This is a genomic window from Anaerosporobacter mobilis DSM 15930 (assembly GCF_900142955.1).
In the GTDB taxonomy this organism is placed as follows: domain Bacteria; phylum Bacillota; class Clostridia; order Lachnospirales; family Lachnospiraceae; genus Anaerosporobacter; species Anaerosporobacter mobilis.
This window is the reverse complement of sequence record NZ_FRCP01000009.1, coordinates 40512-65757: the sequence shown is the minus strand read 5'-3', so window position 1 is coordinate 65757 and position 25246 is coordinate 40512. Positions and strand designations below refer to the sequence as shown.

The 25246-nt window shown below is 33.6% G+C and carries 24 protein-coding genes; all 24 read right to left on the bottom strand.

Annotation, left to right across the window (positions count from 1 at the left end):
* Nucleotides 1-16: 16 nt before the first annotated feature.
* The 24 genes from BUB90_RS08580 to BUB90_RS08465 all read right to left on the bottom strand — a co-directional run bounded on the left by BUB90_RS08580 (nt 17) and on the right by BUB90_RS08465 (nt 25205).
* Nucleotides 17-1054: a hypothetical protein gene (locus tag BUB90_RS08580; protein WP_073286083.1), complete on the bottom strand. Its 1038-nt coding sequence runs from the start codon at nt 1052-1054 to the stop codon at nt 17-19.
* A gap of 46 nt (nt 1055-1100) precedes the next feature.
* Entirely contained in the window at nt 1101-1346 is a 246-nt protein-coding gene (locus tag BUB90_RS08575; protein ID WP_139241728.1) for a phosphopantetheine-binding protein, read from the bottom strand.
* Between the two features lies 1 nt (nt 1347).
* A complete protein-coding gene (locus BUB90_RS08570; protein ID WP_073286077.1) occupies nt 1348-2169 on the bottom strand; it encodes a prenyltransferase/squalene oxidase repeat-containing protein in 822 nt (273 codons plus the stop codon).
* Nucleotides 2153-3205, bottom strand: coding sequence for a hypothetical protein (locus BUB90_RS08565; protein WP_073286072.1), 1053 nt, complete (start codon nt 3203-3205; stop codon nt 2153-2155). The genes BUB90_RS08570 and BUB90_RS08565 overlap by 17 nt, the downstream gene beginning before the upstream one ends.
* A gap of 61 nt (nt 3206-3266) precedes the next feature.
* A complete protein-coding gene (locus BUB90_RS08560; protein WP_073286069.1) occupies nt 3267-3755 on the bottom strand; it encodes a VOC family protein in 489 nt (162 codons plus the stop codon).
* Nucleotides 3756-3777: 22 nt separating this feature from the next.
* Complete coding sequence (locus tag BUB90_RS08555; protein ID WP_073286066.1) at nt 3778-4857, bottom strand: BtrH N-terminal domain-containing protein; 1080 nt, start codon at nt 4855-4857, stop codon at nt 3778-3780.
* A gap of 7 nt (nt 4858-4864) precedes the next feature.
* Nucleotides 4865-5989 (bottom strand): radical SAM protein, encoded by a 1125-nt coding sequence (locus tag BUB90_RS08550; RefSeq protein WP_073286063.1) that lies wholly within the window; start codon nt 5987-5989, stop codon nt 4865-4867.
* A 41-nt stretch (nt 5990-6030) separates the two neighbouring features.
* Complete coding sequence (locus BUB90_RS08545) at nt 6031-7551, bottom strand: B12-binding domain-containing radical SAM protein (RefSeq protein ID WP_073286059.1); 1521 nt, start codon at nt 7549-7551, stop codon at nt 6031-6033.
* Nucleotides 7552-7668: 117 nt separating this feature from the next.
* Nucleotides 7669-8376, bottom strand: coding sequence for a thioesterase II family protein (locus BUB90_RS08540; RefSeq protein WP_073286056.1), 708 nt, complete (start codon nt 8374-8376; stop codon nt 7669-7671).
* Between the two features lie 310 nt (nt 8377-8686).
* Complete coding sequence (locus BUB90_RS08535) at nt 8687-10282, bottom strand: B12-binding domain-containing radical SAM protein (RefSeq protein WP_073286053.1); 1596 nt, start codon at nt 10280-10282, stop codon at nt 8687-8689.
* Between the two features lie 13 nt (nt 10283-10295).
* A complete protein-coding gene (locus tag BUB90_RS08530) occupies nt 10296-11981 on the bottom strand; it encodes an HAD-IA family hydrolase (protein WP_073286050.1) in 1686 nt (561 codons plus the stop codon).
* A gap of 81 nt (nt 11982-12062) precedes the next feature.
* The gene (locus BUB90_RS08525) at nt 12063-12776 is read right to left on the bottom strand and encodes a PIG-L deacetylase family protein (RefSeq protein WP_073286047.1); all 714 of its coding nucleotides are present in this window, start codon (nt 12774-12776) and stop codon (nt 12063-12065) included.
* Nucleotides 12773-13975 carry a DegT/DnrJ/EryC1/StrS family aminotransferase gene (locus BUB90_RS08520; protein WP_242952510.1) on the bottom strand — a complete coding sequence of 401 codons (1203 nt, stop codon included), beginning with the start codon at nt 13973-13975 and terminating at the stop codon, nt 12773-12775. The genes BUB90_RS08525 and BUB90_RS08520 overlap by 4 nt, the downstream gene beginning before the upstream one ends.
* A gap of 2 nt (nt 13976-13977) precedes the next feature.
* Nucleotides 13978-14445 (bottom strand): type II 3-dehydroquinate dehydratase, encoded by a 468-nt coding sequence (locus BUB90_RS08515; RefSeq protein ID WP_073286044.1) that lies wholly within the window; start codon nt 14443-14445, stop codon nt 13978-13980.
* Nucleotides 14438-15529 (bottom strand): Gfo/Idh/MocA family protein, encoded by a 1092-nt coding sequence (locus BUB90_RS08510; protein WP_073286041.1) that lies wholly within the window; start codon nt 15527-15529, stop codon nt 14438-14440. Before BUB90_RS08510 ends, BUB90_RS08515 begins: the two co-directional genes overlap by 8 nt.
* 2 nt (nt 15530-15531) lie before the next feature.
* Nucleotides 15532-16476, bottom strand: a complete 945-nt coding sequence (locus BUB90_RS08505; RefSeq protein WP_073286038.1) for a hypothetical protein — start codon at nt 16474-16476, stop codon at nt 15532-15534.
* Nucleotides 16466-17836 (bottom strand): class I adenylate-forming enzyme family protein, encoded by a 1371-nt coding sequence (locus tag BUB90_RS08500; protein ID WP_073286035.1) that lies wholly within the window; start codon nt 17834-17836, stop codon nt 16466-16468. Before BUB90_RS08500 ends, BUB90_RS08505 begins: the two co-directional genes overlap by 11 nt.
* Complete coding sequence (locus BUB90_RS08495; protein WP_073286031.1) at nt 17823-19034, bottom strand: alkaline phosphatase family protein; 1212 nt, start codon at nt 19032-19034, stop codon at nt 17823-17825. The genes BUB90_RS08500 and BUB90_RS08495 overlap by 14 nt, the downstream gene beginning before the upstream one ends.
* An 18-nt stretch (nt 19035-19052) precedes the next feature.
* Nucleotides 19053-20264: a GTP-binding protein gene (locus BUB90_RS08490; protein WP_073286028.1), complete on the bottom strand. Its 1212-nt coding sequence runs from the start codon at nt 20262-20264 to the stop codon at nt 19053-19055.
* Nucleotides 20265-20275: 11 nt separating this feature from the next.
* The gene (gene cysD, locus BUB90_RS08485) at nt 20276-21076 is read right to left on the bottom strand and encodes a sulfate adenylyltransferase subunit CysD (protein ID WP_073286025.1); all 801 of its coding nucleotides are present in this window, start codon (nt 21074-21076) and stop codon (nt 20276-20278) included.
* 6 nt (nt 21077-21082) lie between these two features.
* Entirely contained in the window at nt 21083-22210 is a 1128-nt protein-coding gene (locus tag BUB90_RS08480) for a radical SAM protein (RefSeq protein ID WP_073286022.1), read from the bottom strand.
* Between the two features lie 16 nt (nt 22211-22226).
* Complete coding sequence (locus BUB90_RS08475) at nt 22227-22937, bottom strand: SDR family NAD(P)-dependent oxidoreductase (protein WP_073286019.1); 711 nt, start codon at nt 22935-22937, stop codon at nt 22227-22229.
* Nucleotides 22930-24225 carry an alkaline phosphatase family protein gene (locus tag BUB90_RS08470; protein WP_073286017.1) on the bottom strand — a complete coding sequence of 432 codons (1296 nt, stop codon included), beginning with the start codon at nt 24223-24225 and terminating at the stop codon, nt 22930-22932. Before BUB90_RS08470 ends, BUB90_RS08475 begins: the two co-directional genes overlap by 8 nt.
* Nucleotides 24226-24236: 11 nt before the next feature.
* The gene (locus tag BUB90_RS08465; RefSeq protein WP_073286014.1) at nt 24237-25205 is read right to left on the bottom strand and encodes a carbamoyltransferase N-terminal domain-containing protein; all 969 of its coding nucleotides are present in this window, start codon (nt 25203-25205) and stop codon (nt 24237-24239) included.
* Nucleotides 25206-25246: the final 41 nt, after the last annotated feature.

The window sequence follows — 25246 nt, the reverse complement described above, 5'->3', positions numbered from 1 at the left end:
GTGGTAGGGTTATTGATTATAGACTACTTTGTTTCAAACTTTTCATAATATCAGCTAATTCACTTTTCAGCTTAAAGCTATCTTGTAAAAAAACCTGATCAATTTTACAAATAATTTTTTCCAATCTATCACTACTAAAATCAACCAAAAGTTTACCAATCATATTTGCAATGACTTCACTTTTTTTACGGTTCTCAAGAAATTTCTCATAGTAATTATTAAAGGAATATGCCGTTAATTCTTCAAGGGCTTTTAATTTAAAATATAAATTACCATTAAAACCTAATCTTAATTTATAAAAATAAATTCTTAAATTGTTTAAATAATCATTTGATTCTTTACAAAAATTGAGCTGTTCTAATTTATTAATTACTGACTGGTAGCAATTTATTTCATCTTCCCAATTAAGAAGTAAATTACTCATATCCTGACTTATATCAGTATAAATATCATTTTTTACTATACTCTTCTTATTTTCTTTACTTAAGTAGAATACATTAAAATCCCTTGTTTCAGCTTTCAATTTGGAAAAATACTCATACATAATGTCAAGATCTTTAAATCCAATATTATATCGCCCATCAACTAATACAATATAAACATTTCTTTTATCGTCATAACCAGTAAGCAATGTAGAATGATATACTTTCTTTTTTTTAACCGTTCCAATATCATTTATCGAATCATGGTAATGGCTATATAATACATACACGAATTTATTACTATACAAAGCATTTGTTATAAATTCATGCATACTTTTTGTACCTGAATCATTAAAAGTGATAAATTCAATTCCATAATAATTTTTTAAATTTTTCCTTAATATTTTTACGTTTTCTTCAGCAAGTTTAATATTAAAGGAGGAATTAATTTCATAATCATATTTTAGAAATGCTCTTGTATTAATTGCTGCTTTATAGTCATTTACTCCACTTTGTCGCATAACTTGCCAGAGATTATATTCATAACAATTAAGAAACTCAACACCGAGAAAATCTGAATTGGCAGTATCTCCAAGTAGGGTTTCAATGTCAAAGTTTATTCTATATGACATTAGTGTTACCTCCTCAACATCGCTTATTGCTCTCAGAAATAAGTACCTATTTCATATATTTCTTGACTAATCTCTCAATCTCATTAATACTTTTGAAATTATTAAGTATCATGTCATCATCTGAAAATTCAAAACCAAATTTTTGCTCCAAGCTTTTTATAAATAAGACAATGTTTATTGATCGAAGTCCATAATTCAATAAGTAATCATCATTCTCAAGATCAGTAATTGGTATGGATAATATATCCATATGATCTAATATATCTCTTATTTTCGCTTTAATCGTCTTCACCTCATTTAAATCTGGGAATAATTCCGTAATTGGCCAAAGAATCTAATGCCTCAATTGTTACATCGACTCTCTGAAATTCTCCATATCCAGTACCAAAACCACCATCGTCTAATTGACCTTCCATTAATATTTTTAAGGCTTTTTGTACAATTGGTTCATACTTGGATAAGCCAATAAAATAACAAGACTCCAATGTCCATATTACATCTGCCAAATCATATCTGCTAATATTTTTATTTAGGTTATTAAGACAATTTTCCCATATCAATTTCTCACTAGGATCTTCGCTATTGAAAAAACTAACAATACCCATCCAGTCATTATGATCATAACCTGGGAACCTATCTCCCAGCCAAAATGACTTTAAATAGTTCTTTGCTCTCTTTATCATATCCTCGTCTGGACATCTAGAAATTACATAACGCAGCATGCCATTGGTAAACCAAATTTGATTCTCTTTAATTCTTGGATAGTACCAATAGGGTGGATCAAAATCTAAAATTTCAACAGGTTCGTCCCACAAGCCATCGCATTTTTGATTTTTTTGTAAATATAGCTTTGATTTATCAATTAAAGGTGACTTCATAATATTTAATCGTTCCAGCTTGCCAAAAGCCGTCATTGTGCAAGTTATACTACTAACAGTTCCCTTGTAATCCGGATCAATCTGGAACCAGCCCCCATCAGCATTTTGAAATTTTTCCAAATACATTATGGTTTGATCGATATTGTAATTTCCAAATAGAGACCTATAATATTTTTTTTGAAACTCATTTCCAAAAGTATTAATGAATTTAACAGCTTCATTAATTCTCAAAAACATCAACAATTCCCTCCTTTCTTATAAATTCTATGAATTTATATAAAATTTCACTGCTTTCAACTACGAAAAACTTATAAATATTCTGGGAAATTCTGCGGATTAGATCATTAAAATATGCTTCGTCATCATCTAGGATTACAGCTGCTTTTCTGTAGAGATTTGAAATAATAATACTTTGCTTTCTGTTATTAAAAAATTCCTCTTCAAAATCATATGTACTAACGTTATAATTTTCAGAGATTAATCTCAGTTTAAATATAAAATTACCATGCATTCCTTCCATAATGGAATTAAATAGTAATCTTTCTTTTAAAGCAAAATCTTTTTTGTTCTCTTGAGTAAAAGATATAACTTTATTTAATTCAATAATATATTGATTGAAATATTCAATTTCTTCTTTCCAATCGTTTAGGGTATTTATAATATCAGTTTGAATAATATTTAATACTTTTGTATCATTTGGATAATTAAACTTTGAAGTTTCCAAATAAAAACAATAATTTTCAGCTTCACTTGATACCTCTATATATTCACGAAGCATTCTTTCTAAATCGACAAACCTTACTTCATATTTACCCGGTAGTAGACTTAAAAAAATGTCTCGCTCATCATCGATTCCAGTGACCGGATGTCCGTGTAAATCATGTACTTTGGGATCACTTACTAATGTATCATAATAGAAGTCGTATAATGTGAATATAAATTGTTTTTTACTAATTCCATCTTTAATAAAGTCAATAAAATTACTTTTGGTTTTATCAAAATGTACAATTTTGATATTATAATACTTATCTAAATTATTTTTTATCTCTTTTAGATTCAAATCCCTATAAATTCCAAAACCAATTTCGTCTATATTTGATTTATTATTATAAAATGCCTTTGTATTTAAAACAGGTAAAAAACTTTTGATGCCAGCCTGCCTAATTAAATACCAAATTGTATATTCATTACAATCCAACAAATCAATGTATAGACCATTAAACGATATAATATCTCCTAATAGTTCCTCAAAATCAAAATTAATTTTCAACATATACCGCTCCTCATCTAGTCAAATGTATCTTCCCTGAAAATTTCTAATTGACATTTCTAGCTCAATTCAATAACCCCAATAAATTCTTTATCTCATTCTGGTCGGTTGATGTCTTTAGTGAAATTTCTTCCAACGTCATACCACTATTAAAAAATCTTTTATATACGCCAGCAATTTCTTCTGCAATTTCAACAATATAACCATCTGGATCAAGAATTCTAAAACTTTTTTGTCCCCATCCCTGTTCAATTATTTCATGTATAAAATGTAGTTTTAGTTCTTTTATTTTATTAAACATTATAAAAATATCATCGGTTTCAAAATATAACTCAATCGGTTTTCGATTCGATTCATTATCAATATATTTTGTATGATTATTAAAAATTGTTCGATTTGCATGTTGTATCTGCCATATAGAAAAACCGTGCTTAAAGCCAATACATAGCCCATGTTCAGACTCTATACTTTGTCCAAGAATATCGTTATAAAATCTCTTAGATTCTTTAACATTATTAACAAATAATGTAGTCGTACCAAATTTAATACTCAATCAAATACCTCCTTTTCTATCATTAATCTTCAAGCATAACAATACTTTCATAAAGTCTTTTTTGCTTCAAAATCAAATTATTTATTTTATCAATTATTTTGATTATGTAGTCTTTTTTAATATCCATGGAAGATCTATAGCACATATTTCCAATAATTAACCATAATCTTTGTAGTTCAATAAATTCATCTGCTAAATTTCTGTAAACAATAGTATCTTCCCGCAAAAAAATTCGATTTAAGTACTCCCCCAGTAAACCACATGTAACATAAGGTCCACCATAGTTTGTTATCAGCAGATGGACTGCTTCAAGGATCGTTTTTAGTATACTATCCTCATAAATCTCCAACCACTTCTCAAAATCAACAGAAAACTTATTTAGAGCTTTTATACCAGTGTATATATTTCCATCGATAATATTGTCATCTAAATTTTTATTTGCCATATTGATTAAGGAGCGATTCAATGTTTTTATCGGAATTGAGTTAAAAGTAACTCGACTATTAGGATATATTGCAAATAATCGATATGGAGTTGTCATATTAAAAACAGCATTACTCAAATTCAATGATTTTATAAAATTATCCATCAACATTTTACCCTTGTAATTCGAGATTGGTTTTGTTGCTAAATAAGTATCCGTAACATATAACCTATCATTGTCATCATCAATACCATATATCGTAATTGTGTGAGAAAAATTATCTACTTTATATCCTGGACAATATTCCAAGTAATAACGTAAAACCAGCGATAATATCGGAATATCTTTACTAATATATTCATTAATAATATTGTTAATATTATCACTCTCTTTAAAAGCATCAATATTAAGGCCTATGGATTTTTTTAAAACATCAAGAATTTGCATTACATCATACTTCATACCTCCCATTCTAAATTCTCGAATAAGATTAGTATGATTAATTTCTGCGGTTGATAAATGTTCAATGCCTCCATAATAAAATAAATTTCCTTCACAAAGTCCAAATAGATCACCTTCATTTAGATCTACATCATAATAATGAAGTATATCGACTAATGCAGACATAAAGCATATTTTTCCAATACCAACAGGAAAATCAGATATGATTTTTTTCATTCTCAGTTCAACCTCCGTATGGATCTGCTACCAAGAAACTAGGTAAATATCTCCATGGGCATCTGCTACAAACTCCAAAATTTTTATGATCTAGAATGTAGCTTCTTAATTTCTTGATTTTGTTACCATTCCAGATTTCTTCTAGAGTATCTGTAAAAATATTACCTACTGGGTAGTCAGTCCAATCGCTACAAATGATAACCTCACCATCAGATAATATATCAAATCCATACCATGGCTTCCAACAGTAGTCTTCAGACCATGTAAAAATTTTTTCTGGCTCAGTATAATAAAGTTCAATGTCATCTACTTGTTTCAATGGCGGAAATAATACAACTCTTTTATTAAATTCTTTATATTTTACTTTTTTATATATTTTTTTAACTTCATTATAGTTGATATCTCCTAAGCAATTAACAAAACCTCTCCATGAATCTGCTTTGGTATCAAAATATTCAAGTAGCTGTTCTGAATATCTCTCACCTAAAGATTGAGTAGTAAAGGTTCCCAATACCACGAATATGCCATCAATTCCTTCAATGGAATCCAGATAATTTAGGTAATCATATAATTCATAATTATTATTCTCGCTAATGACAACATTAATAATAATTTCAGGACTTACTTTTCCCGTTAGTTTTTTGTATTGACTAAGCTTTTTAATTCCATCTATTGCGGAATTGAAACAGCCTACCTCACCACGAATTTTGTCATGAGTTTCAGGAAAAGAATCTAGAGAAATATTGATTCTTGCTATCTCTAAGTCAATTAATTCCCTATAAAAATAATTGAGATATACACCATTTGTAGTAATAAAAATATTAATATCTTTTTGTTTAATATATTTTATAATTTCAATAATGCCTTCATATAATAATGGCTCTCCACCAAGTAGCGAAATTGTTTTTACACCAAAATCAGAAAGTTTATCTATAGCATCTTTCCAAACTTCTACTGGCAAGTCTTCTATTCTTGAATTCTGAATTGCCTTATTTCTTGCAAAACCACACATTGAGCAGTCTAAGTTGCACTTGCTTGTTATTTTTAAAGAAACACTGTCAATTAGATCGATTGATAATTCTTTATTTTCAATACATTTCATAATATTATAAACGGAAGAAACATGACTCATATAATCCCCTTCTTTTTTATAAATTTAAATACATTATTATCTTAGCAATTTATAACATCTTCCAACGTCTCTTCCTGGATAACCGCCTGGAATCTTTTTTTATATTTTTCCAGTAATGATTCTATCTGAATCTGACGTATTGGCTGCCTATACAGACATTCTAAAATCTCCCACATGCATTCAATATCAATTCGTAGACACATTTTGTATCTTCTTATATAGTCTTCTTGAATGGTGCCATGTACTCTGTAATAATCAAACAGATACTTTTTGTTAAACCCAAAGTACATATCTGCAATCATTTTATTCCACGTCTTCAATGATTTGTGAAAAAATGTAATTTCATCACTCTGATAATTATAGCCCACATCTGTACCGGATAAAATATTCTGCTTGCTTAAATAACGGTGTATTGGGGTATCTTCCAATACAATCAGAGGTCCAAGACTACTGATTAGTTCATGACCTGGCTCAGAGCTATCAACAAATGGTGAATCTCTTAAAAATTGAAGGTTTACTTTCAACTCATCAAGTGTCGTAAAGGGGTCTAATAGAATAAATCCCATATCAAGCCATAACCCAGTTTCTCTAATAATCTGTAATGCTCTTCTATTCACTTGCGGATTTAAGTTCTTCCCATACAGCTTTAACTGCCGCTCAAGCATACTTTCCACACCCACTACAACTCCTGTAAGGCCAACAGATTTTAATTTCATTAAAATATCTTTGTCTACTTCATCTGCCCTTGCAAAAATCTTAAATTTACACCGTACATCCCGTAGTTGCATCTGGGCTACAAACTCATCTATCCACTCCGGTTGAAATTGTAATACGGAAAAGAAATTATCATCCATCATCCATATAATTCGGTTTTTATATTGATCGGTAATCTCTTTTAATTCTTCTACTACTCCTACAGGACACCTCTTACGAATTCTTTTTCCAGGCACTTTTTGGTAGTAATCTATAATGCTACAAAAAGTACAGTGCCCATGGCATCCTCTTCCAGATACAAGCGGGAACCAGTAAGGGGGTGCACTTGCCAGATAAGGTCGTGGTAACTCATCCAACTTCTCAATCAGTAAATCCACCTTATTTTGAACTAAATTATTTTGCTCATCCATATAAGACAATCCATTTATGCCACGCCAATCCCGCTTCTCCATCAAGGTTTCTATTAATTCCTTAAACACATATTCACCTTCTCCAATGCAAATACAATCGATACCAGGAATATCAAATGTTTTTTTGGGGTGCAGAGTCGGGTAATAACCTCCCAGTACGATAAATGGTTTTCTCTTTTGCTTATTCAAAAAACGAACTAATTTGAATACTTCTGTAAAATTATAGAAATATGTGGTAATGCCAATTACATCGTATTCTTCAGCCACTGTTTTCTTTTTCATATCTTCTGCATTAATATCCTGAAAAGGGCAGTCAATAAGATCTGTCACAGCATTGGGAAAAGAATGTTTCAGCATACCAGCTATGTAAGCAATTCCCATATGTGGCAAGGGAGCTCTTCCATACTGACTGGGGGGATTTATAAAGCATATTTTCATTTAATCACTTCCTTTCAAATTTATCTGGTATATTCTGGTGTAATCATTCCCTTTTATGGGTATTCATCTGAGGTTTGGTTATACTCCTAACGCTCGGTAGATTGTATTTCCATAATTCTAGACTATTCTTGCAATTATTTGTTTAACCACCAATGCTATTTCATCCGTTTTTTCATAGATGAAAAAGTGTCCACCTTCATAGCCACGCAACTGGCATGTCCCACCTGAAATGCAGCCCCATCTTCTCACTTCCTCTGTAATCAGTGGATCTTGAAGACCATATAATACGGTAATATCACAGTCCAGACATGGTCTGTTTAAGTCCGCTGCATAACATGCTGTAATCTCAAGGTCGGATCTAAGATACGGCAGGAACATATTCCTGAATCTTGGATTTGAAAATATTTCTGAATTTGTATAGCCTAATTCCAAAATGCTCTCAATGATTTTCTCATCTGTAAGGTTGTGTATCCCCCGTTCCTCAAAATGCGTAGGAGGGGTATTGTTGCCAGAAAAAATAACATGTTCTGGTCCTTTAATCCCCCATAATCTGAGCTGATAATATACCTCATAAGCCAGCCAACTCCCCATACTGTGTCCCAGTATAATATAGGATTCGTCAGGACTATGCCATATGTGTTCTGATATATCAGTTGCCACATCATATACTGCTTCCATGAAGGTATTATACAATGGAAGCTTTTCCTTAACCCCTCTCCCTGCCAATTCAATACCAATCACCTCTACAATCCCCAACAGACTTCTTTTTAGAGGAACGAATGAAGCGATAAGACCACCAGCATGTGGTATACAAAATAATTTCATGTCATTTTTTCCTTTTTTTATTTAATTATTTAAGCGTAATAACGGAATGAAAACCTACACATAATATAACTGTTTTTTAGCCCGTAAAAAACCATCAATAGCAATCATTTAATATACCTTTCGCGTTATCAGTGTTGTTATAATAGATTGGATTGACGCGCTGTCACTTTTGTGACAATTACCAATGGCGCGTCATGCGCAACCTGCAAAGCATTTTTTATGGTATAGGACGCAATTCCCTATATCATAAAAAAGATGCTGCGGCGTCAGCCACAACATCTTTTTAGTTATCTTCAATTTTCTTATTGCATTATCGATTAATAAGTTTCTGCCCTAATTTTAAGATCTCACGTCCCAGCTGATATTGAGCTTTACGAATTTGTTCCATGCTTTTTTTAATTTGATGATCCAGTAAAGTTTTTTCTTTTTCAACATCAAATGCTGTGGGATCTTTTAGTAATCTCATAAAAAACTTGATATTGAATTTGGCCATTTCCTTTCTCTCTTCATTAACAAAATTTCGAAAATTCTCTATTTTGTCAAAGGTAGTTGTATTCTTATACTCTCTTCTAAGTCTCGTGATAAACGTATGAATTACAATATCAAATATCTCAAAATCCCAAACAGATTCAAGCTCCAGCAAACTCTTAAAGATATTAGGAAACACATTTACCCTACTGTCTATAAACCTATATTGGTACATCCCTTCAGTAATATCATACTCTTTTGTAAGAAGCGCATCTTTAATAAGTTTTTCTTCCATCAGTGTCCCTGGATATACTTCTAGCTGCCAAAAATAATGTCTGATTACCTGTCCGATTCCCGTTTTATATAAGAATCTCGCATTATCAGCAAGATCTTCCATGGTACTGTAAGGATGAAGCATAATAAAGCCAAATGTAATATAGATATCAGGAAAATCCTTTATAATCTCAATTGCTTTCCAGTTATCAGACATTCTTGCTTTTTTATTTAATATTTTAAGTCCACGGTCATTTCCTGACTCAAATCCGATGTTAACCTTTTCCAATCCAGAATTAATTAATAACGCCAGTAATGGTCGATCTTCATCTTTCCAGTTTTCTGCTCTAAAGCAGCAATTATAATAAATATTAAGCTTTCTGTTAATAATTTCTTTTGCAATCTCACCTATTCTTATCTTACCTTCTTTTCCTGGATCTTCAAAGGTAGAGTCTACGAAATCAAACGTATGAAAGTCGTAGTCCTTAACCAGTTGCTCTAACTCATCAACTACATTTTTAGGACTTCTCCCTCTCCAACAAGGGCCCTTTTGCTTTCTACCAACAAAAGAACTGCAAAATGCACAGTTGCCATAACAGCCCCGGCTAGTAGATATTCTTATATATTGAGTGTTTTTTTTATTATGTAGAAATTGATCTCTTGCCGGAAAAGGAAGATCATCCAGATCAGCAATCAATTCTCTGTCTTCATTTTTCTGTACTCCATTTTCATTACGAAAATAAATTCCTTTTACTTCAGATAAATCGGAATTATTCTCCAAACAAGTTACCAGTTCATAAAAACTAATTTCCCCTTCCCCTGAAATGATATAATCAATCTGGGGAAACTGCATTAGTATTTGCATACCAGAAAAAGTTGCCATATGTCCTCCCAGTACAATATTCAGCCCATTGCGGCATTCTTTCAGATGCTTTGCAACAGTAAGTACATCTGTTAAAGTAATGCAGGTAGTTGTAAAACCAACTAGGTCATAAGATCCTGGCAGCAAATTCTCATAATTCTTTTTTTCCTTTGCATTTTTTATCTCCAATAGACTTACTTGATGTCCCTTTTCTCTTAAATAAGAAGCAATCATTCCAAGTCCAACATGCTCTGCCGAGCGAACTAGATCTCCTCCGAGCACTGCAACTAAACATATCTTCACGCTTTCACCAACTTTATCTTAATATTTGTTTTAATTTTACCAAATGGTTTCTAATCGATATAAAACTATAGAGAGGAACTTGAATTAACTCATCAAGGGATATCTTATCCTCCATATACAAATTAAATATATCCCATGGTGTATAACATTGACTACATTCCTTGGGAGGATTATTGGCATTGATAAACTGATAGCACAGACTACGATGTCTTTCCTGTATCTCCATATTGCAATTATTATCCAAAATGTTATTCATTTCAGTAAACCAATAATTCGGACAAGGCGTTCTTCTACCATCATCAAATAATCCGTTTGCCACCTTGGGAATATAACATCTTTCTCTTCTAGATCCTGTCTTGATAACATATAACAGCTCTTCAAGATATGCCTTGGGTGGAAGAATCTCTTTAAATCTTTCATACTCAGAATATAACCGTTCCACACCTTGGTATTGATTCTTAGCTGAAATATAGTTTTCTTTTTGATTTCCTCTTATTGGAAAAGGAAGAAGCATAACTGACTTTCCTATATATTTTATCAGATATTCTGCAAACTCTTTGAGAACAGGGGTGTTTTTATCTGTCAATACACAGTTAATTTCAACAGGAATATCATAGTGAACTACCAGATCCAAATTCCTTAGGATCTGATCCAACTGCTTTTTCTTCTTTGTTCGATAACCATTCCCTTCTAAAGTATGGTGATCTAAAGACAACTGGATGCAAATACCAGGTATTCTGCTTAACTCTTCTAACAATGTTTCATTTAATAAAAGACCATTCGTCAAAATCTGAATCACCTTGTAGTTTGCAGACTGTTTTTTAATAAAATCCAGCAGGTTATTAATTAGAAGTATTTCTCCTCCACTGATTTTTAATATTGCAGTATCATAATATTGACACATTCTTTTTAATATCTGATCTAGGTCTCTTTGAATATCACTTCCTTCTTCATAAAAAAGCTTATGATCTCCTCCATTTTTAAAAATACTAGTTTTAGTTAGACAATAATCACATTGCAAGTTGCAAATATCTTCTCTAATAACAAAATCATCCATTAAGTTAATTTTCTTAAGAATGTGATTTCCCAATTCTTCAATAGACTGCATCAGTAAATCCGGTTTGGCTCCTTCAAGTACTTCTTTTTCCTGATCTCCCCATGTAACTGCAATACTAAAAACACTGGCTGCTTTTGCACATAAAATATCATTGACAGCGTCTCCAACCATCACCGCATCTTTTGCTTCTATTTGTAAATTCCTAAGGGCGACAGACAAACTGTCCGGCGCAGGTTTTGCATGCTCCACATCATCAGAACAAACAATCGTATCAAAATAGGACAATAATTTATGATGCGTTAATATTTCTATGGTTCTTTCCCTGTCCTTACCAGTACATATACCACATTTAGTCCCCTGTTCTTTTAATTGCCCCATTAATTCATGAATACCATCAAATACATGGATATCATTTACTCTTTCCCTGCTCAGTTGCTGATATAAAGGGATCATCTCCTGTGTTAACCCCATTATTTTAAATATATTTGTTAAGGAGTTACCACAGTGTTCAAAAAATTCCTCTATAGGAGGTTCCCTGTATTTCCCATAATATGTTTCATAACTTTTTATGAATGCATACTTTTGAACCTGAGATGATTGAATTATCACCCCATCCAAATCAAAAATAACCGCTTTTGGCAATATCTCACCTTCCTTTTACGCATGACTAAAATTTCTCTATTGTGTTTTAACATTCAATTTGATTTTATTAGTTCTTTGATTTTATGGTTCATTACATAAAATAGCCTCTACCACTTCCTTGTACTCTTTTGCAGCAAAGTATTTGAATGCTTCCGCATATTCGTAATCCTTTTTTGTGATCAATGCTCCGCGGAACCTATGTAATGATACATCTCGATTTATGATATTATAGTGGTCTAATTGTGAATTATAACATTTGATTGCAAGACTTTTTTGACTATAAAAATCAGAAACGTTGATATATAAATTGGGATATAAAATAGGCGTCCAGACCTCATACATACAAATAGTAACAGGCACATCAGCTTCTAATACATTTGACAATGCTTTCACTACTGCCACATGATCTTGATTTAAGTCAAAGATATAAGGAACAAAAATCATATTGTAATGCATTTTCTCCTGCAGTCCCCTTATCTTTTTTTCCAATCTTAAAAATTCCTTTTCTTTCCCCAACTCACCATCCTTAAATTGAAATAGATATCTATTCTGGCAGGATAATATATCTAAGGCATGGTGAAATTCTTTCAATCTTTGCTGCTCATGTGTCAATAATGCAATATCTACAGGAATCCCCTGATTTAATAAATATAAGATAGTTCCACCACATCCTAAAAGCTCGTCATCGGGATGGGGTGCTAACACCAAAGCTTTTGTAATATGAAATGTATCGCTATTAAATTTTACTCTTGGCAATGGAGAAGTCATTTTTTTGAATGCTTCTTCCTTTCTCATAACATACCTTTTATTTTTAGAATGGCTAAAGTAATTTCCAGCAGATCTGTATCATCACCTAGCAATGTATAATGAGGCAGCCATACGACTTCTTTTGAGACTTTCACCGCATTAGGAATTAACTCTTCCTTATATTCTCTTGTAATATTAACTCTGCCCGCAAACGCCCGTGCTTTAAAGAAGGAAGTATTACAGATGGCAGGGTAAGCTACAAAACAAGGTATTCCCTCTGCATTCATGTGTTCAACAAACTCTTCTCTCGTCATATTCCCAAATAATTCCTTTTTATAACAAAACATATACATATAATGGGAATTTATAGTTCCTCTCGGGTCAAATATTTGTGGAACTATCCCGTTAATGCTGGATAATAAATCATTTAACCTTTTTGCGTTTTGTTCCCTTCGCTCATTAAATTCTGGTAGTCTTTCTAATTGTGCAAGCAATACTGCTGCCTGAAATTCATTCATCCGATCATTGCTCCCTAAAACTTTATGCTCATACACTGTATCTCCTTTGGGTCTTCCTACACCATGAATCAAGTACGCCTTTTCATACAGATCTTTGTCATTTGTTACAATTGCACCCCCTTCTCCGCATGTAACAATCTTTCCGTTTTGGAAACTAAAAGTGGCCATATCTCCAAAAGAACCTATTCTTTTATGATTCCATTCTGTACCATGGCCATGTGCAGCATCTTCTATAACTTTAATCCCATATTGTTTCGCAATATTGCATATAGTCTCCATTTCACAAGGGTGACCCGCCATATGGACCGGTATTACGGCTTTTGTTTTTGGTGTAATAGCTTTTTCAAAGGAAGCTGGATCCATGCAAAATGTCTTGGGATCTATATCTGCAAACACCGGTTCCGCATTACAATAAAGAACCGCCGTTGCCGTTGAAATAAACGTAAAAGCAGGTACAATTACTTCATCCCCTTTTCCGATCCCCAATGTATTCAAGGCCAATTCGATTGCATGAGTACCATTCGAAAGACCTAAACAATATTTTACGTCATGCATCTTTGCAAACTTTTCTTCGAATTCTTCCACTTTGCTACCTGTCATACGCCACCAATTGCGGCTATCTAAAACTTCTTTTAAATTATGAAGCTCTCTCTCATCGGCATATGGCCATTCATGAAATTTCTTCGTCCTTACAGGTACTCCTCCGTTTTTTGCTAAAATGTTTTTCACATCTACTCCTCCGTTTTTCTATTATTTTCACTTATATAATGACACATGGCTCTTACCCCTGACTCATATATATAATCTTTCATTCCTGCCATCACAGCTACTGCTTTTGAGGAAAATATAGAATCAGAATGCCAGCGCTCCCTTGCATAAATATTTGATAAATGTACTTCAATAAAAGGCACCTTGGTTGCTATTAATGCCTCCAGCATAGAATACCCATAACAAGAAAGTGCCGCCGGATTTATGATAAATCCATCTGCCTGTTGATAATTATCTTGAATAAAGTCTACAAGCTTGCCTTCGCTGTTCGATTGAAAAGTCTCAATATGTATACTTAGCTCCTTAGAAAGTGTGTATAGATTTCCCTCAATTTCCTTCAACGTCTTATTACTATATAATTCCGGTTCTCTGACACCCAGCATATTTATGTTCGGTCCATTTATAATAATACAATTTATTATCTTATCCATCTAATCCCCTTTCATTCTTATATAAATCTTCAATTAAGCAGACATTCCTGACAGCATCTTCTGCACATACTTCTTTTCTGACATTACCTTTTACTTTATCAATAAAACATAAAAGCATATGATAAAAAGCATCATCTGCACATTTTGCCGAGTGCTCTTTTAAGATTTTTTCTTCTGGCTGGCCATCAATCATCACGCTGATAGAAGAATCATCCCATAACTTATTCGTGCTATATCCGAACAATGTTCGTAATGCTATCTTACCTTTTGTGCCATTAATATAGAAATAGGTACAATCCCCCGCAACAGGTGCATTCCAGCTTAAGGCTATCCGCAAACATTGACATTGTGCCTTTACGGTTGCAAAAACCGTGCTTTCTACATCCATAATTAAGTGGTCATTTGACTTTCTGTTCTCAAACCATGTCGCACTATTTCTTTGACTTTCCTTTTTATAAACAGATTTTAACGTCACTTCTTTTTCCTGAAAGGAAGTTCCAAACATCATAAGGCAAATGTCTAATATATGTGAACCCAAATCAAAAAGAACACCTCCTCCTGCCAACTCTTTCTTCGTAAACCAGCTTCCAAGGCGTGGAATACCTCCCTTGCGCAGCCATCCAGCCTGTATATCTATGACTTCTCCAATTTTCTGGCTGTCTATTAATTCTTTTACGGTTTTCACATCATGGCGAAATCGATTGACGAACCCCGGCATATAAACTGCATTCCCTTTTTGTGCTGCTTCTATGACACAATTGATTTCTTTTTCAGACAAAGCGGCAGGTTTTTCACATAATACGTCAAGGCCTTTTTCGAGTGCTTTTACTGATAATTCCTGATGGGTATAATTAGGGGTTGCTACAATGACACAATCAATATTTGATTGTAAGAAGTCATCATAATTTCCGAAAAATCTATATCCCCTATGCCGATATTGATTTTCCATTTGTTTTTTTCTATCCTCTATAGGCTCGTAGAAAGAAACCAAATTTGTACCATCCAGCCTAGATAGGATGGGTATATACACTTTTTCCACAATCCAACCGGTTCCAGCTATCCCGATATTAATTAGTCTACTCACTTCTATCCCTCCTTTTTTATAAAAATTAAATCTGTGGTAATTTCTCTCAAATAAATACTTTTTGATATTTGCAACCCACATTGACTTACTACTTCTCTTACATTCTCAATGTACAGATGATTGGTTCCTCCATGGGTTATCCAATCTAATAAATACATATAATTTTCACACTCTTCATCTTTTAAAAACATATCTGCAATACAAAGCAAGGAATTTTCATTCATCTGCTCTTTTATCATCAATAAAGTTTTTTTCAGTTCCTCTGATGAATAGTAATGTACTGTATTGTACAGATGAATGATGTCATAGAATTTGTTTACTTTGCTATATAAGTCCTCCGGACTATAAATTTCCACCTGCTTATGCATTTTTTTATAAGTTAATTTCAAATCATTACTATTGATGAATTGATTGGATACTACGATCGTTATCTTTGCATCCGTATAAAATTTAGCTATTATAGTACTCATCTGCCCTGCACTGTTTCCCCATTCCAGATATGAAATAGGGCCATTTTTGCGGTATTCACGAATCATTCGCAAACCAATTATTTCTAAGTTCTTGCCATTCATTGCGCTTAAATATAATTGCCTGTCCTCCTGAGAGAATGTCTTTTTACTGTTTTTTAAGCTTTCAATTATATTCTGACTTGTATTCCAACACTCCATGATATTTTGTTCGTGCTTGATAATATTTTCGAACTCTTTTAACCTAGCGCAATCTTCCTCTTGCATATACCAGACATTGTTTTCCTCTTTAAGGATGCCCATGAACTTCCAGTACATAAGGAAAAGAAACAGTGCTCTTTCTCCAATTTTAAGTATTTCACTCAATTCTTTTATGGATCTAGGCTTGGATAAAATCTCGGGAATATTCATTTTCATACCTGCCATCAGAGCCACCGACTGTTTATAACCTGTTATTATCCTCATTAAATCAACAGCCATTTTTTACACCATCTGTTAATATCCTATACTGCACTTTTCCCAGCTCATTTCTCGGTATATTTTGAATAAATTCTATCATGGATGGCACTTTATAGTTTGATAACTTGATCATACACTCTTTTCGAATGGCTTCTGGGGTTAATCCTTCTGCAGCTACAAAAGCTTTTACTTTATCTTTGCATTCCATGACAACACAATCTTTCACTTTAGGAATGCTAAGTATTACTTCTTCTACCTCTTTTGGATTGACCTTCTGACCACCAATATTAATGATTCCACACTCTCTTCCGCAAATAAATAACGCTCCACTTTGGTTCATATAAACAATATCATGCATGGGAAACCAACCCTCCTCATCTTTAGGTCGTTTGGTCATCCCCAAATATCCTGTAAACATATTTGGACATTTCACCCAAAGCTTGCCTTGTTCTCCAATAGGAACCGGTCTTTTGTTTTCATCTAACACCTTAATCATTACACCTTCCATAGGCTTTCCAACAGAATTATATGGTCCTTTTTCGACCCGGGATATGATTGCTCCTGTTTCTGTGCTTCCATAATTACTTAGTAGCGTAATTCCATATTTTTGATAAAAATCTTCGTATAATTCCTTTGAGATAGCGCCTGCACCCACAATTGATAATCTCACTGATTTCAACTGCTCTTCGCTGGCTGTATAGGAATTGCATAGCAATTTAGCCATCACAGGGACTATGATTAATATGGTTATTTTTTCTTCCTGAATTACAGATAATGCTCTTCTCGGCACAAAAGTATCAAGGGTATAAAGGCATGCTCCGGTCACCAAAGCGCTCATACCACCTGCCCCAAGAGCATAAGAGTGATATAAAGGCGGTAATGCCAGAATCTTATCTGACTCATATAGTTGAAATGTTTTCTGATACATTTCTCCTTCGATGGTTAATTGCATAATATTTCTCACACAATATTTTTGTTTTCCAGTAGTTCCTGATGTCATATGAATAATACCGCCTGTATTAGATTTAGATGGAAATGCTTTCTCTGACGGTTCCACATGTATATATTGATCAACGACGGCATCCGCTTTTGTATCTGCTTTGACTGTTTCCAGTTCATAGTCTGTTATATCAGGAGAGACGGGAATAACCAGGCAGCCTATGGCCAGCAGACTTAAAAATGTTATGAACCACTCCTGTCTTTCCTTTATTTTCAAAATAACCCTGTCACCTTGATGGCATGTATTGCGTTGCAGATACTCACCATATGTATTAATCTGAATCAGCAGTCGGCCATATGTAATGGAATTTTTTTCACTTTTTAACGCCATCCGTTCAGGGCTTTTTTTGGCATGCATAAATATATAGTCAAAAATGGTCATCACATATTTCCTCCTCTATTTTTTCTGCAACCCTGGATATATCAGATATATCCGTTATATCCAGGGTACTAATTAACATGGCATTTTCAAATGTGTGCATACCTGTCAGCAAACTATCGGTAAAAATATTTGATTCTCTCATATTACTTTTTAAGTCATATCCATTAAAGGGGTGAACCACCATATTAGGACCAGTTTCTTCTTGCATTCCTTGGAATATCTCTTCTTCAAAAAATACGTTTTGAATGACTTTATGGCCGGAATCTTCTAATTTTAATAGTTTTTCCTTTAATTGCTGTTTTAATATTTCCTTTTCTTTCGCTTCGGAATGAATATAGATCCTTCCCGGTGTCAGTGAATATAGTTTGTCCGGATGAAAATAAGCCTCTTTTTTTAACCATGTATTTAATTGGACTTCATGTTGAATACCACAAAATCCATGATCTGAGAGTATGGTAAACCCGGTGTCTGGGGGAAGATGACGAAGTAATGAATCAACGTGATTGTCTAATGCTTCAAAAAATCGGTCTACTTCTTTGGAATATTCATCTTCCTTCTCACCTGTAACAGAATCCCAAAAGAAATGAAACAGCCTGTCCGTTTCCATGATATGTAGATGAAAATAATCCCACTTTGTATGCTCCATCAATTCTATACTAAGTTCTGTTCTTATTTTCATTGCTGTGAACAAATCTTCAATAAACCTTGGTTTGTCTTCTTCACTTGAAGGTGCTTCAACATCGATTATATATCCCCTCTCCGCCAAATTCTGATAAAATGCTTTTGGATAAGTCGCATTCTCTATCTTCGGACATAAAAAACAGGAAACCATGATGCCATTAACTGCTTCAGGTGGATAGGTGAAAGGAACATTCAAAACCACTACCTTCTTTCCTTTTCTTGATAATCGGTTCCAGATGGTTTCTGCCTTTCGATCAACCGTAGTTGGTATGTATAAACCCGAATGACGTGAATCTTTTTCAGTAAATCCATATATACCATGTTCTTTTGGATATTTTCCGGTAGCATAACTCGTCCATGCGACAGATGAAACTGGTGGCATAACAGAATCTATAGCTTTAAAGTTAGCCTTTTCAATTATTTTTTTACATTTTGGCATCTTATTGCTTATTAATTTCTCGTTGAATAAATCAAACGGCATTCCATCGATACCCAAAACAAAATGTTTTTTGTTCAACTTACTCCCCTCCTACAGTTAAGAAATAATACCATAGCCACAGATATTATTGTTACAAATGAGTACAAAACGTCCCAGACTTTCTATTTCCTCTACCGAGCACATTACTAGCTGCTTCTTTGTTTGGATTTCCACCTCACACATTTCCAGTGAACGAATACATTCATCATCATTTGTAATTGCTTCTAAGGTAGATGTATTAATCTTGTTGAAAATGCTAGTTACCTTACATAGAGTACTCTGTGTTACACATTGCAGTTGTAGCTTGGTCTCGATTGTCAACGGGTCTTTTGCAATCCAGAATACATTTGCTTTATATTTTTTTTCTGGTAATAATCGGCTGTCAGTGTGTATCAGAATATTACCTTTTTCCAAATATACGGGCGTGTCTGTTGTTATCCCTACGCTTTCTTTGGTATGAGCTTCTGTAAGACTTTCCTTATATTTTTCAATTGTACGGATACTTGCCTTATGCATGTCGGGCATGATCATTACTTCATCCCCTACTTTCATAACACCGGATTCAATCATCCCCACTGCCATTCTTTGGTCATTGACATAATACACATCCTGAACTGGATAACACAGTTCCTTCTTGTCTTTCTCACCAAGTGTAAGCTGATCCAATGCTTGAAGTAACGTTTTTCCCTTATACCAAGTCATGGTTTGAGAAGCAAATGCCACATTATCCCCGAAAATAGCAGATATAGGAATGCAATGCAGCACATTTATTCGGGTTCTGCCAAGAAACTGCACACATTCTTTTACTGTTTCTTCAAACCTTTCTTGTTGATAATCTACTACATCCATTTTATTAATGAGTAAAATGATATTATGAAATCCCAGCATCGATAATATAAAGGCGTGCCTTCTGGTTTGTTCTTGACACCCTTCCTCCACATCGACTATTAGTACTGCAGTATCCGCTTTGGAGGCGCCGGTTATCATATTTCTGACAAATTCTACATGTCCTGGTGCATCAATGATGACATACTCTCGTTTTAATGTTTTAAAAAAAGTCTGGGTCGATTCAATAGTTATCTTTTGCTCTCTTTCTTCTTGTAAATGATCCAAAAAATAGGCGAAATCCAAATGCCCGCTTTTGCAATTTGCTTTAACTTCTGTCAATTTATCTTCTGATATTGATTTCGTATCATACAAAAGTCTGCCAATCAGAGAAGATTTCCCATGATCTACATGTCCCACAATAACTATTTTTAGTTTTTCCATACTACCTCCCGCTACATATAGCCTAGTGATCTTAACTTTTGCATCATATAATCAGACTCTTTGTCCTGAACTCTTCCTGATCTTTCAGAAATATTAGTTGTTTCAAGTTCTTGTATGATTTTTTCTACTGTATCCGCCTCAGAATCTAAGCTACTGCAGCAAGTTTCACAGCCTATACTTCGATATCTTTTATTTTCCTTCGCAAAATATAGATCTGTTATAGGTATATTCTCCCGCTTAATATATTTCCAAATGTCTAATTCCGTCCAGCCAAGTATGGGATGAACACGAATATGTTCTTTCTCCTGAATTCCTGTTCTGTATTGTTTCCAAATTTCAGGAGATTGTTCTTTATAGTTCCACTCAAAATCCTCATCTCTTACAGAAAATACTCTTTCTTTTGCCCGAATTCCATGTTCATCCCTTCGAATTCCCAATAAAACGGCCTCTAGCTTCTTTTCCATAATGACTTTTTTTAATGCCATTGTTTTTAATTGATTACAGCATTCAAATCTTCCTTTTTCTGGACAGATTCCCAAATCCAAGGCTTCTTGATTTTTATAGACAATCAAATCTAAGTCCCATTCCTTGGCATATCGATCACGGAACTCATATATTTCCTTGAATTTATAGCCTGTATCAATATGTATGACCGGAAAAGGTATTTTTCCAAAAAAAGCTTTTCTCACCAACCATAGCATTGTTGTTGAATCTTTTCCAATGGACCAGAGCATAGCAATGTTTTTGAATTTATTATATGCCTCGCGAATTAAATAGATACTTTCATCTTCTAGTGCCTTTATTTCATCCATATATAACTACCTCTTTCTTATTTTTAAAGATTGCTTTCTATTATTTTCTTCAATTTCTGCTTTCAATTTAATTAATATCTCCCTTACTTCCTCCACTTCAAACATATAATTGTTTGAAGACAATTCATCAATGCTCATAGATCCATTTAAATACAAATTGTAAATGCTGCAGAAATTATAGCAGGTTTTGCAAAGAGGTACCCATTGTTTTGTATTCACAAGCAATTGCTGAAACTTTGTCCTTCCGAATCTATTCATGATATCCTCATGCTGGTCAGTAAATACATTTCCGACATTTAATACATTCTCTGGTAATACATTTGTACATCCCTTCACTTCCCCTGTGTCAATATAATTTGCACTAATAATTGGATTATAACAATAGTAATTTAGCTTCTCTCCCTGCATTAATTTGTAAAAATGCTTCATATATTGTATCGGGGGCAGAATTTGACTGTACTTATTTTCAACGGTTAATTTCTCGATTTCCTTTATATCTTCCGGACTCGCCTTAAACTCTCCCGTTTTATCCATAAGTAGAATAGGAGTGGCCTTTAATGTATTAGTCTTTTTCCCCCCAGGCAACTCATATAAGTAATCTAAAAACTCTGCATACCTAGCAGTATTTAATTTATTTAAAACACTGGTCAGTTCTATATATATATCATTTTTTTTAAGAATCTTAATAGCATACAGCAGTTTATCCAGTATATCTTGTGTCTCAAATCTGTACCTATTCATAGATAGAAGGTGTCCATCCATGGATACTTGCAAAAATACCCGTTTATAATTAATAATCCATTCTAATGTTTCATCATTTAGATGTTTTCCGTTTGTTTGAATGAGTACATATGGGTACTTATCTAATAGCTTTCCCACAAGTTCTTTTAGATTGGTCATTAAGAATATTTCTCCACCACAAATCTTTATAATTGGACAATTAAAGTTATTACTTGAGAATTCAATAATTTGATCAATGTTATCTTTTAACTCGTTTTCATATGTATATTCAGAGCTGTTTTCCGTATATCCTTCTTCTTTATTATGATAACAATATTTACAAAAGGAATCACAATGTCCTTGTTTTATCAGCAAATTAGTAAGTAATATATTTTTCTTTTCATTTTCTCTCATATTTCATCTCCTATTCTTAAATAAATAAACCACCATCTATTTTTATAACTTGTCCTGTAATATATGCAGCTTCTTCTGATGATAAATAAGCTACTAATCCTGCTACATCCTCTGGTGAGCCGATCTGGCTTGTAGGAATGCTTTTTTTAATATCATCATAATTACCTGCTCCCGTATCAATGACACCAGGAGCAATGACATTACAGGTAACTCCCTTTGAGGCATATTCTTTTGCAATGCCCTTGGTTAAACCAATAAGCGCCGCTTTGGATGATGAATAAAGAACTTCAAAGGGAAGGGCGTTCGTTCCTGCTATAGAAGAAATATTAATGATTCTTCCATATTTATTAAATATCATGTTTTTCAATGCATATTTACTACAATGAACTGCTCCTAATAAGTTCGTTCTAAACATTTCATCATAATCTTTTTCTGTGGAAGCAATAAATGATTTTCTGCTTGTCATCCCCACATTGTTCACCAAAACATCAATTCTTCCATATGTTTTAATAATTCTTTTAAAAATGTATGAAACATCCTCTTCTTGTGTTACATCACCTTGAATATACAAGTAGTTATCTCTTGATCTTAATTCATGATGCACGTCCAATTCCTTTGTTCGGGAATTGCCAATTACCATACATCCTTTATCCAACAACGCCTTGGCAACTGCAAGACCTATTCCCCTTGTACTACCAGATACAAATGCAATTCTTTGCTTATCCACGTTGTCCCCCTTCTATTGTTTGAATTTGAGTAAATATATCTTTCAGCTCTTGAACCTGCGATAATTCCTCTTTATCAGTCCTTAATCCGAATCTTCCCCAGACACTTTCATTTCTATGCCATCCAGTCTGACTATGTCTGCTGACTCGATCCGACCAGTAGGTATCTCCATAGGGAAGATAGGTCCAATCAAATGGCTCCAGAACAATATCTGGTGCTTCTATATTAGAATCGTAAAATTCCTTTCCAGGCACTACTTTACAAAACATAGGGTTGTCATTATACGGATTAGGCATTTTTTCTAGCTCTCGTATGACATCTTTGATTAAGCAATCATATTCGCAATCTTTCACCATTCCCCTTTCATAAATATGTTCCCTATTAATATTAATTCCGTGACTTCCCTGTACTGACTCAAAGGCAATTGTTTTATTCCAATCTGGTATTCTTTTGTTATCTGACCACTTTAATAACTTTTTCTCGGCAAGATATTGATTGATTTCTACAAAGTGATTCAGCTGTCCAAAACCCACTGAAGAAAACAAAATCAATTCACCATTGCATTTTTCTACAAATTCTAATATATCACCTAGTATTTCATCACAGTATTGATACATGTTAAAAACTGCTTTATCCTTTAAATCCATGGTCTTATCTAACAACTCATTCATAAAAAAATGGCACACCCTGTCAATGCACGTATAATTGAATACATACATATCCAAATCTTTTCGAAGCAACTCTTTACAAACTTCATGCCTCATTTTCTCTACTTTCAGAACTTCATGAATAAACGCTTCCTTGCCTTGATTTTTATAAAAAGCCCCCATATCCTGCACATAAGATAAACCCTTTTTGCTCAATTCTCTCATAAAATCCACTGGATAAGTGTATCTCAATGTTCTATTCATTGCATAAGTAATCAAATAACCATTGATATCATACGCCGGATGGGTTCCGAATATATTGACAATTCCCTTTCGATGCTCCTTGAATTTTTCTTGCTGCCAAAAATGGTATTTCTTTAAATCTTCTCCATTATGGACTTTGGGAATATAATCTTGGTTATGTACATGCCAATATGAATATAGTCCGTGTTCACTGTCGGACATGCCCGAAAGCACTGACATTATTCCAGAAGATTCATAGGGTATTCTACTGCACTTTATATTGCCTAAATAACCTTCTTGCCTTAATCTCTTGAAATTTTTTAAATGACCGCTTTCTATCCAGATATCGATCAAATCAGAATTCATTCCTTCAAATGATAAAAGAAACAGTTTTTTCAATTCTTTTCCTCCTATCCTATATTTCCCTGCAAACAGTGATAACCGTATAATGCACTTCCAATGGATGTGCCATTGTCACCACATGCAGGTGGTATGAATATATTTTTAAATAACTTTTCTTTATATAATTTATAATTAGCCACGCTATTGAGTACAATGCCTCCAGCCAAACATATATTATCCATCTTTGTTTCCACCTTAACATATCTGCACATATCCATTATCAATTCTTCCAAAATGGTTTGTGCCGCCCAAGCTAAATCCGCTTTCAATTCAAATTGCTTTTCTTCACCTTTTACTTCTGCAACCATCTTTTTCAATTCCAGAAGCGCTTTTATATCCTCCATTTTCATTTCAATCTGACCTTTACCTGTATAGCGGATATACCGCTTTATGAGATGATAATATTTGCTTGTTCCATAAGGCGCAAGCCCCATGGTTTTTCCTTCCTGATGTTCCCCGAACCCTATGATTTCTGTAATAATGGAATAAAAAATACCCAACGAGTTCTCTACATAGTCTGTCTCAGGGTAATTATATCCTTCAACCTTCCCGAGAAATCGAATCTCTTTTCCTGTACCAACACCATAGGAGCCGCTTTCATATTTATTATTCTGGAGATTCTTACTTCCGACTGCATCAAGCACTAATATCGCTGCCTCATTCATTTGTGACACATAATATGAACTTGCTGCATGTGCTAAATGGTGGTTCATCATCTCCACCTTTTTATTCAATCTTTTGTACATAACTTTGTTGATAATATCATTGGCTACAATCATATCCACCTGATCAATATCTATACCCTCAGCCTTCAGGCAGTAATTGAGTGAAAAACCTTTAGCCAATTGCAGACCCAAACCTTTTCCATTTTTCTTTCTTGTAATTCTTTCATCTTCAATCATACATCGAATTTCTCCGTCCTTTACTAAACATGCTGAGAAATCATGATTTGAACCTCCAAGTCCTAATATATACATATCTTCTAATCCTCCATAAGGAAAGCTCCCATTTATCAGTT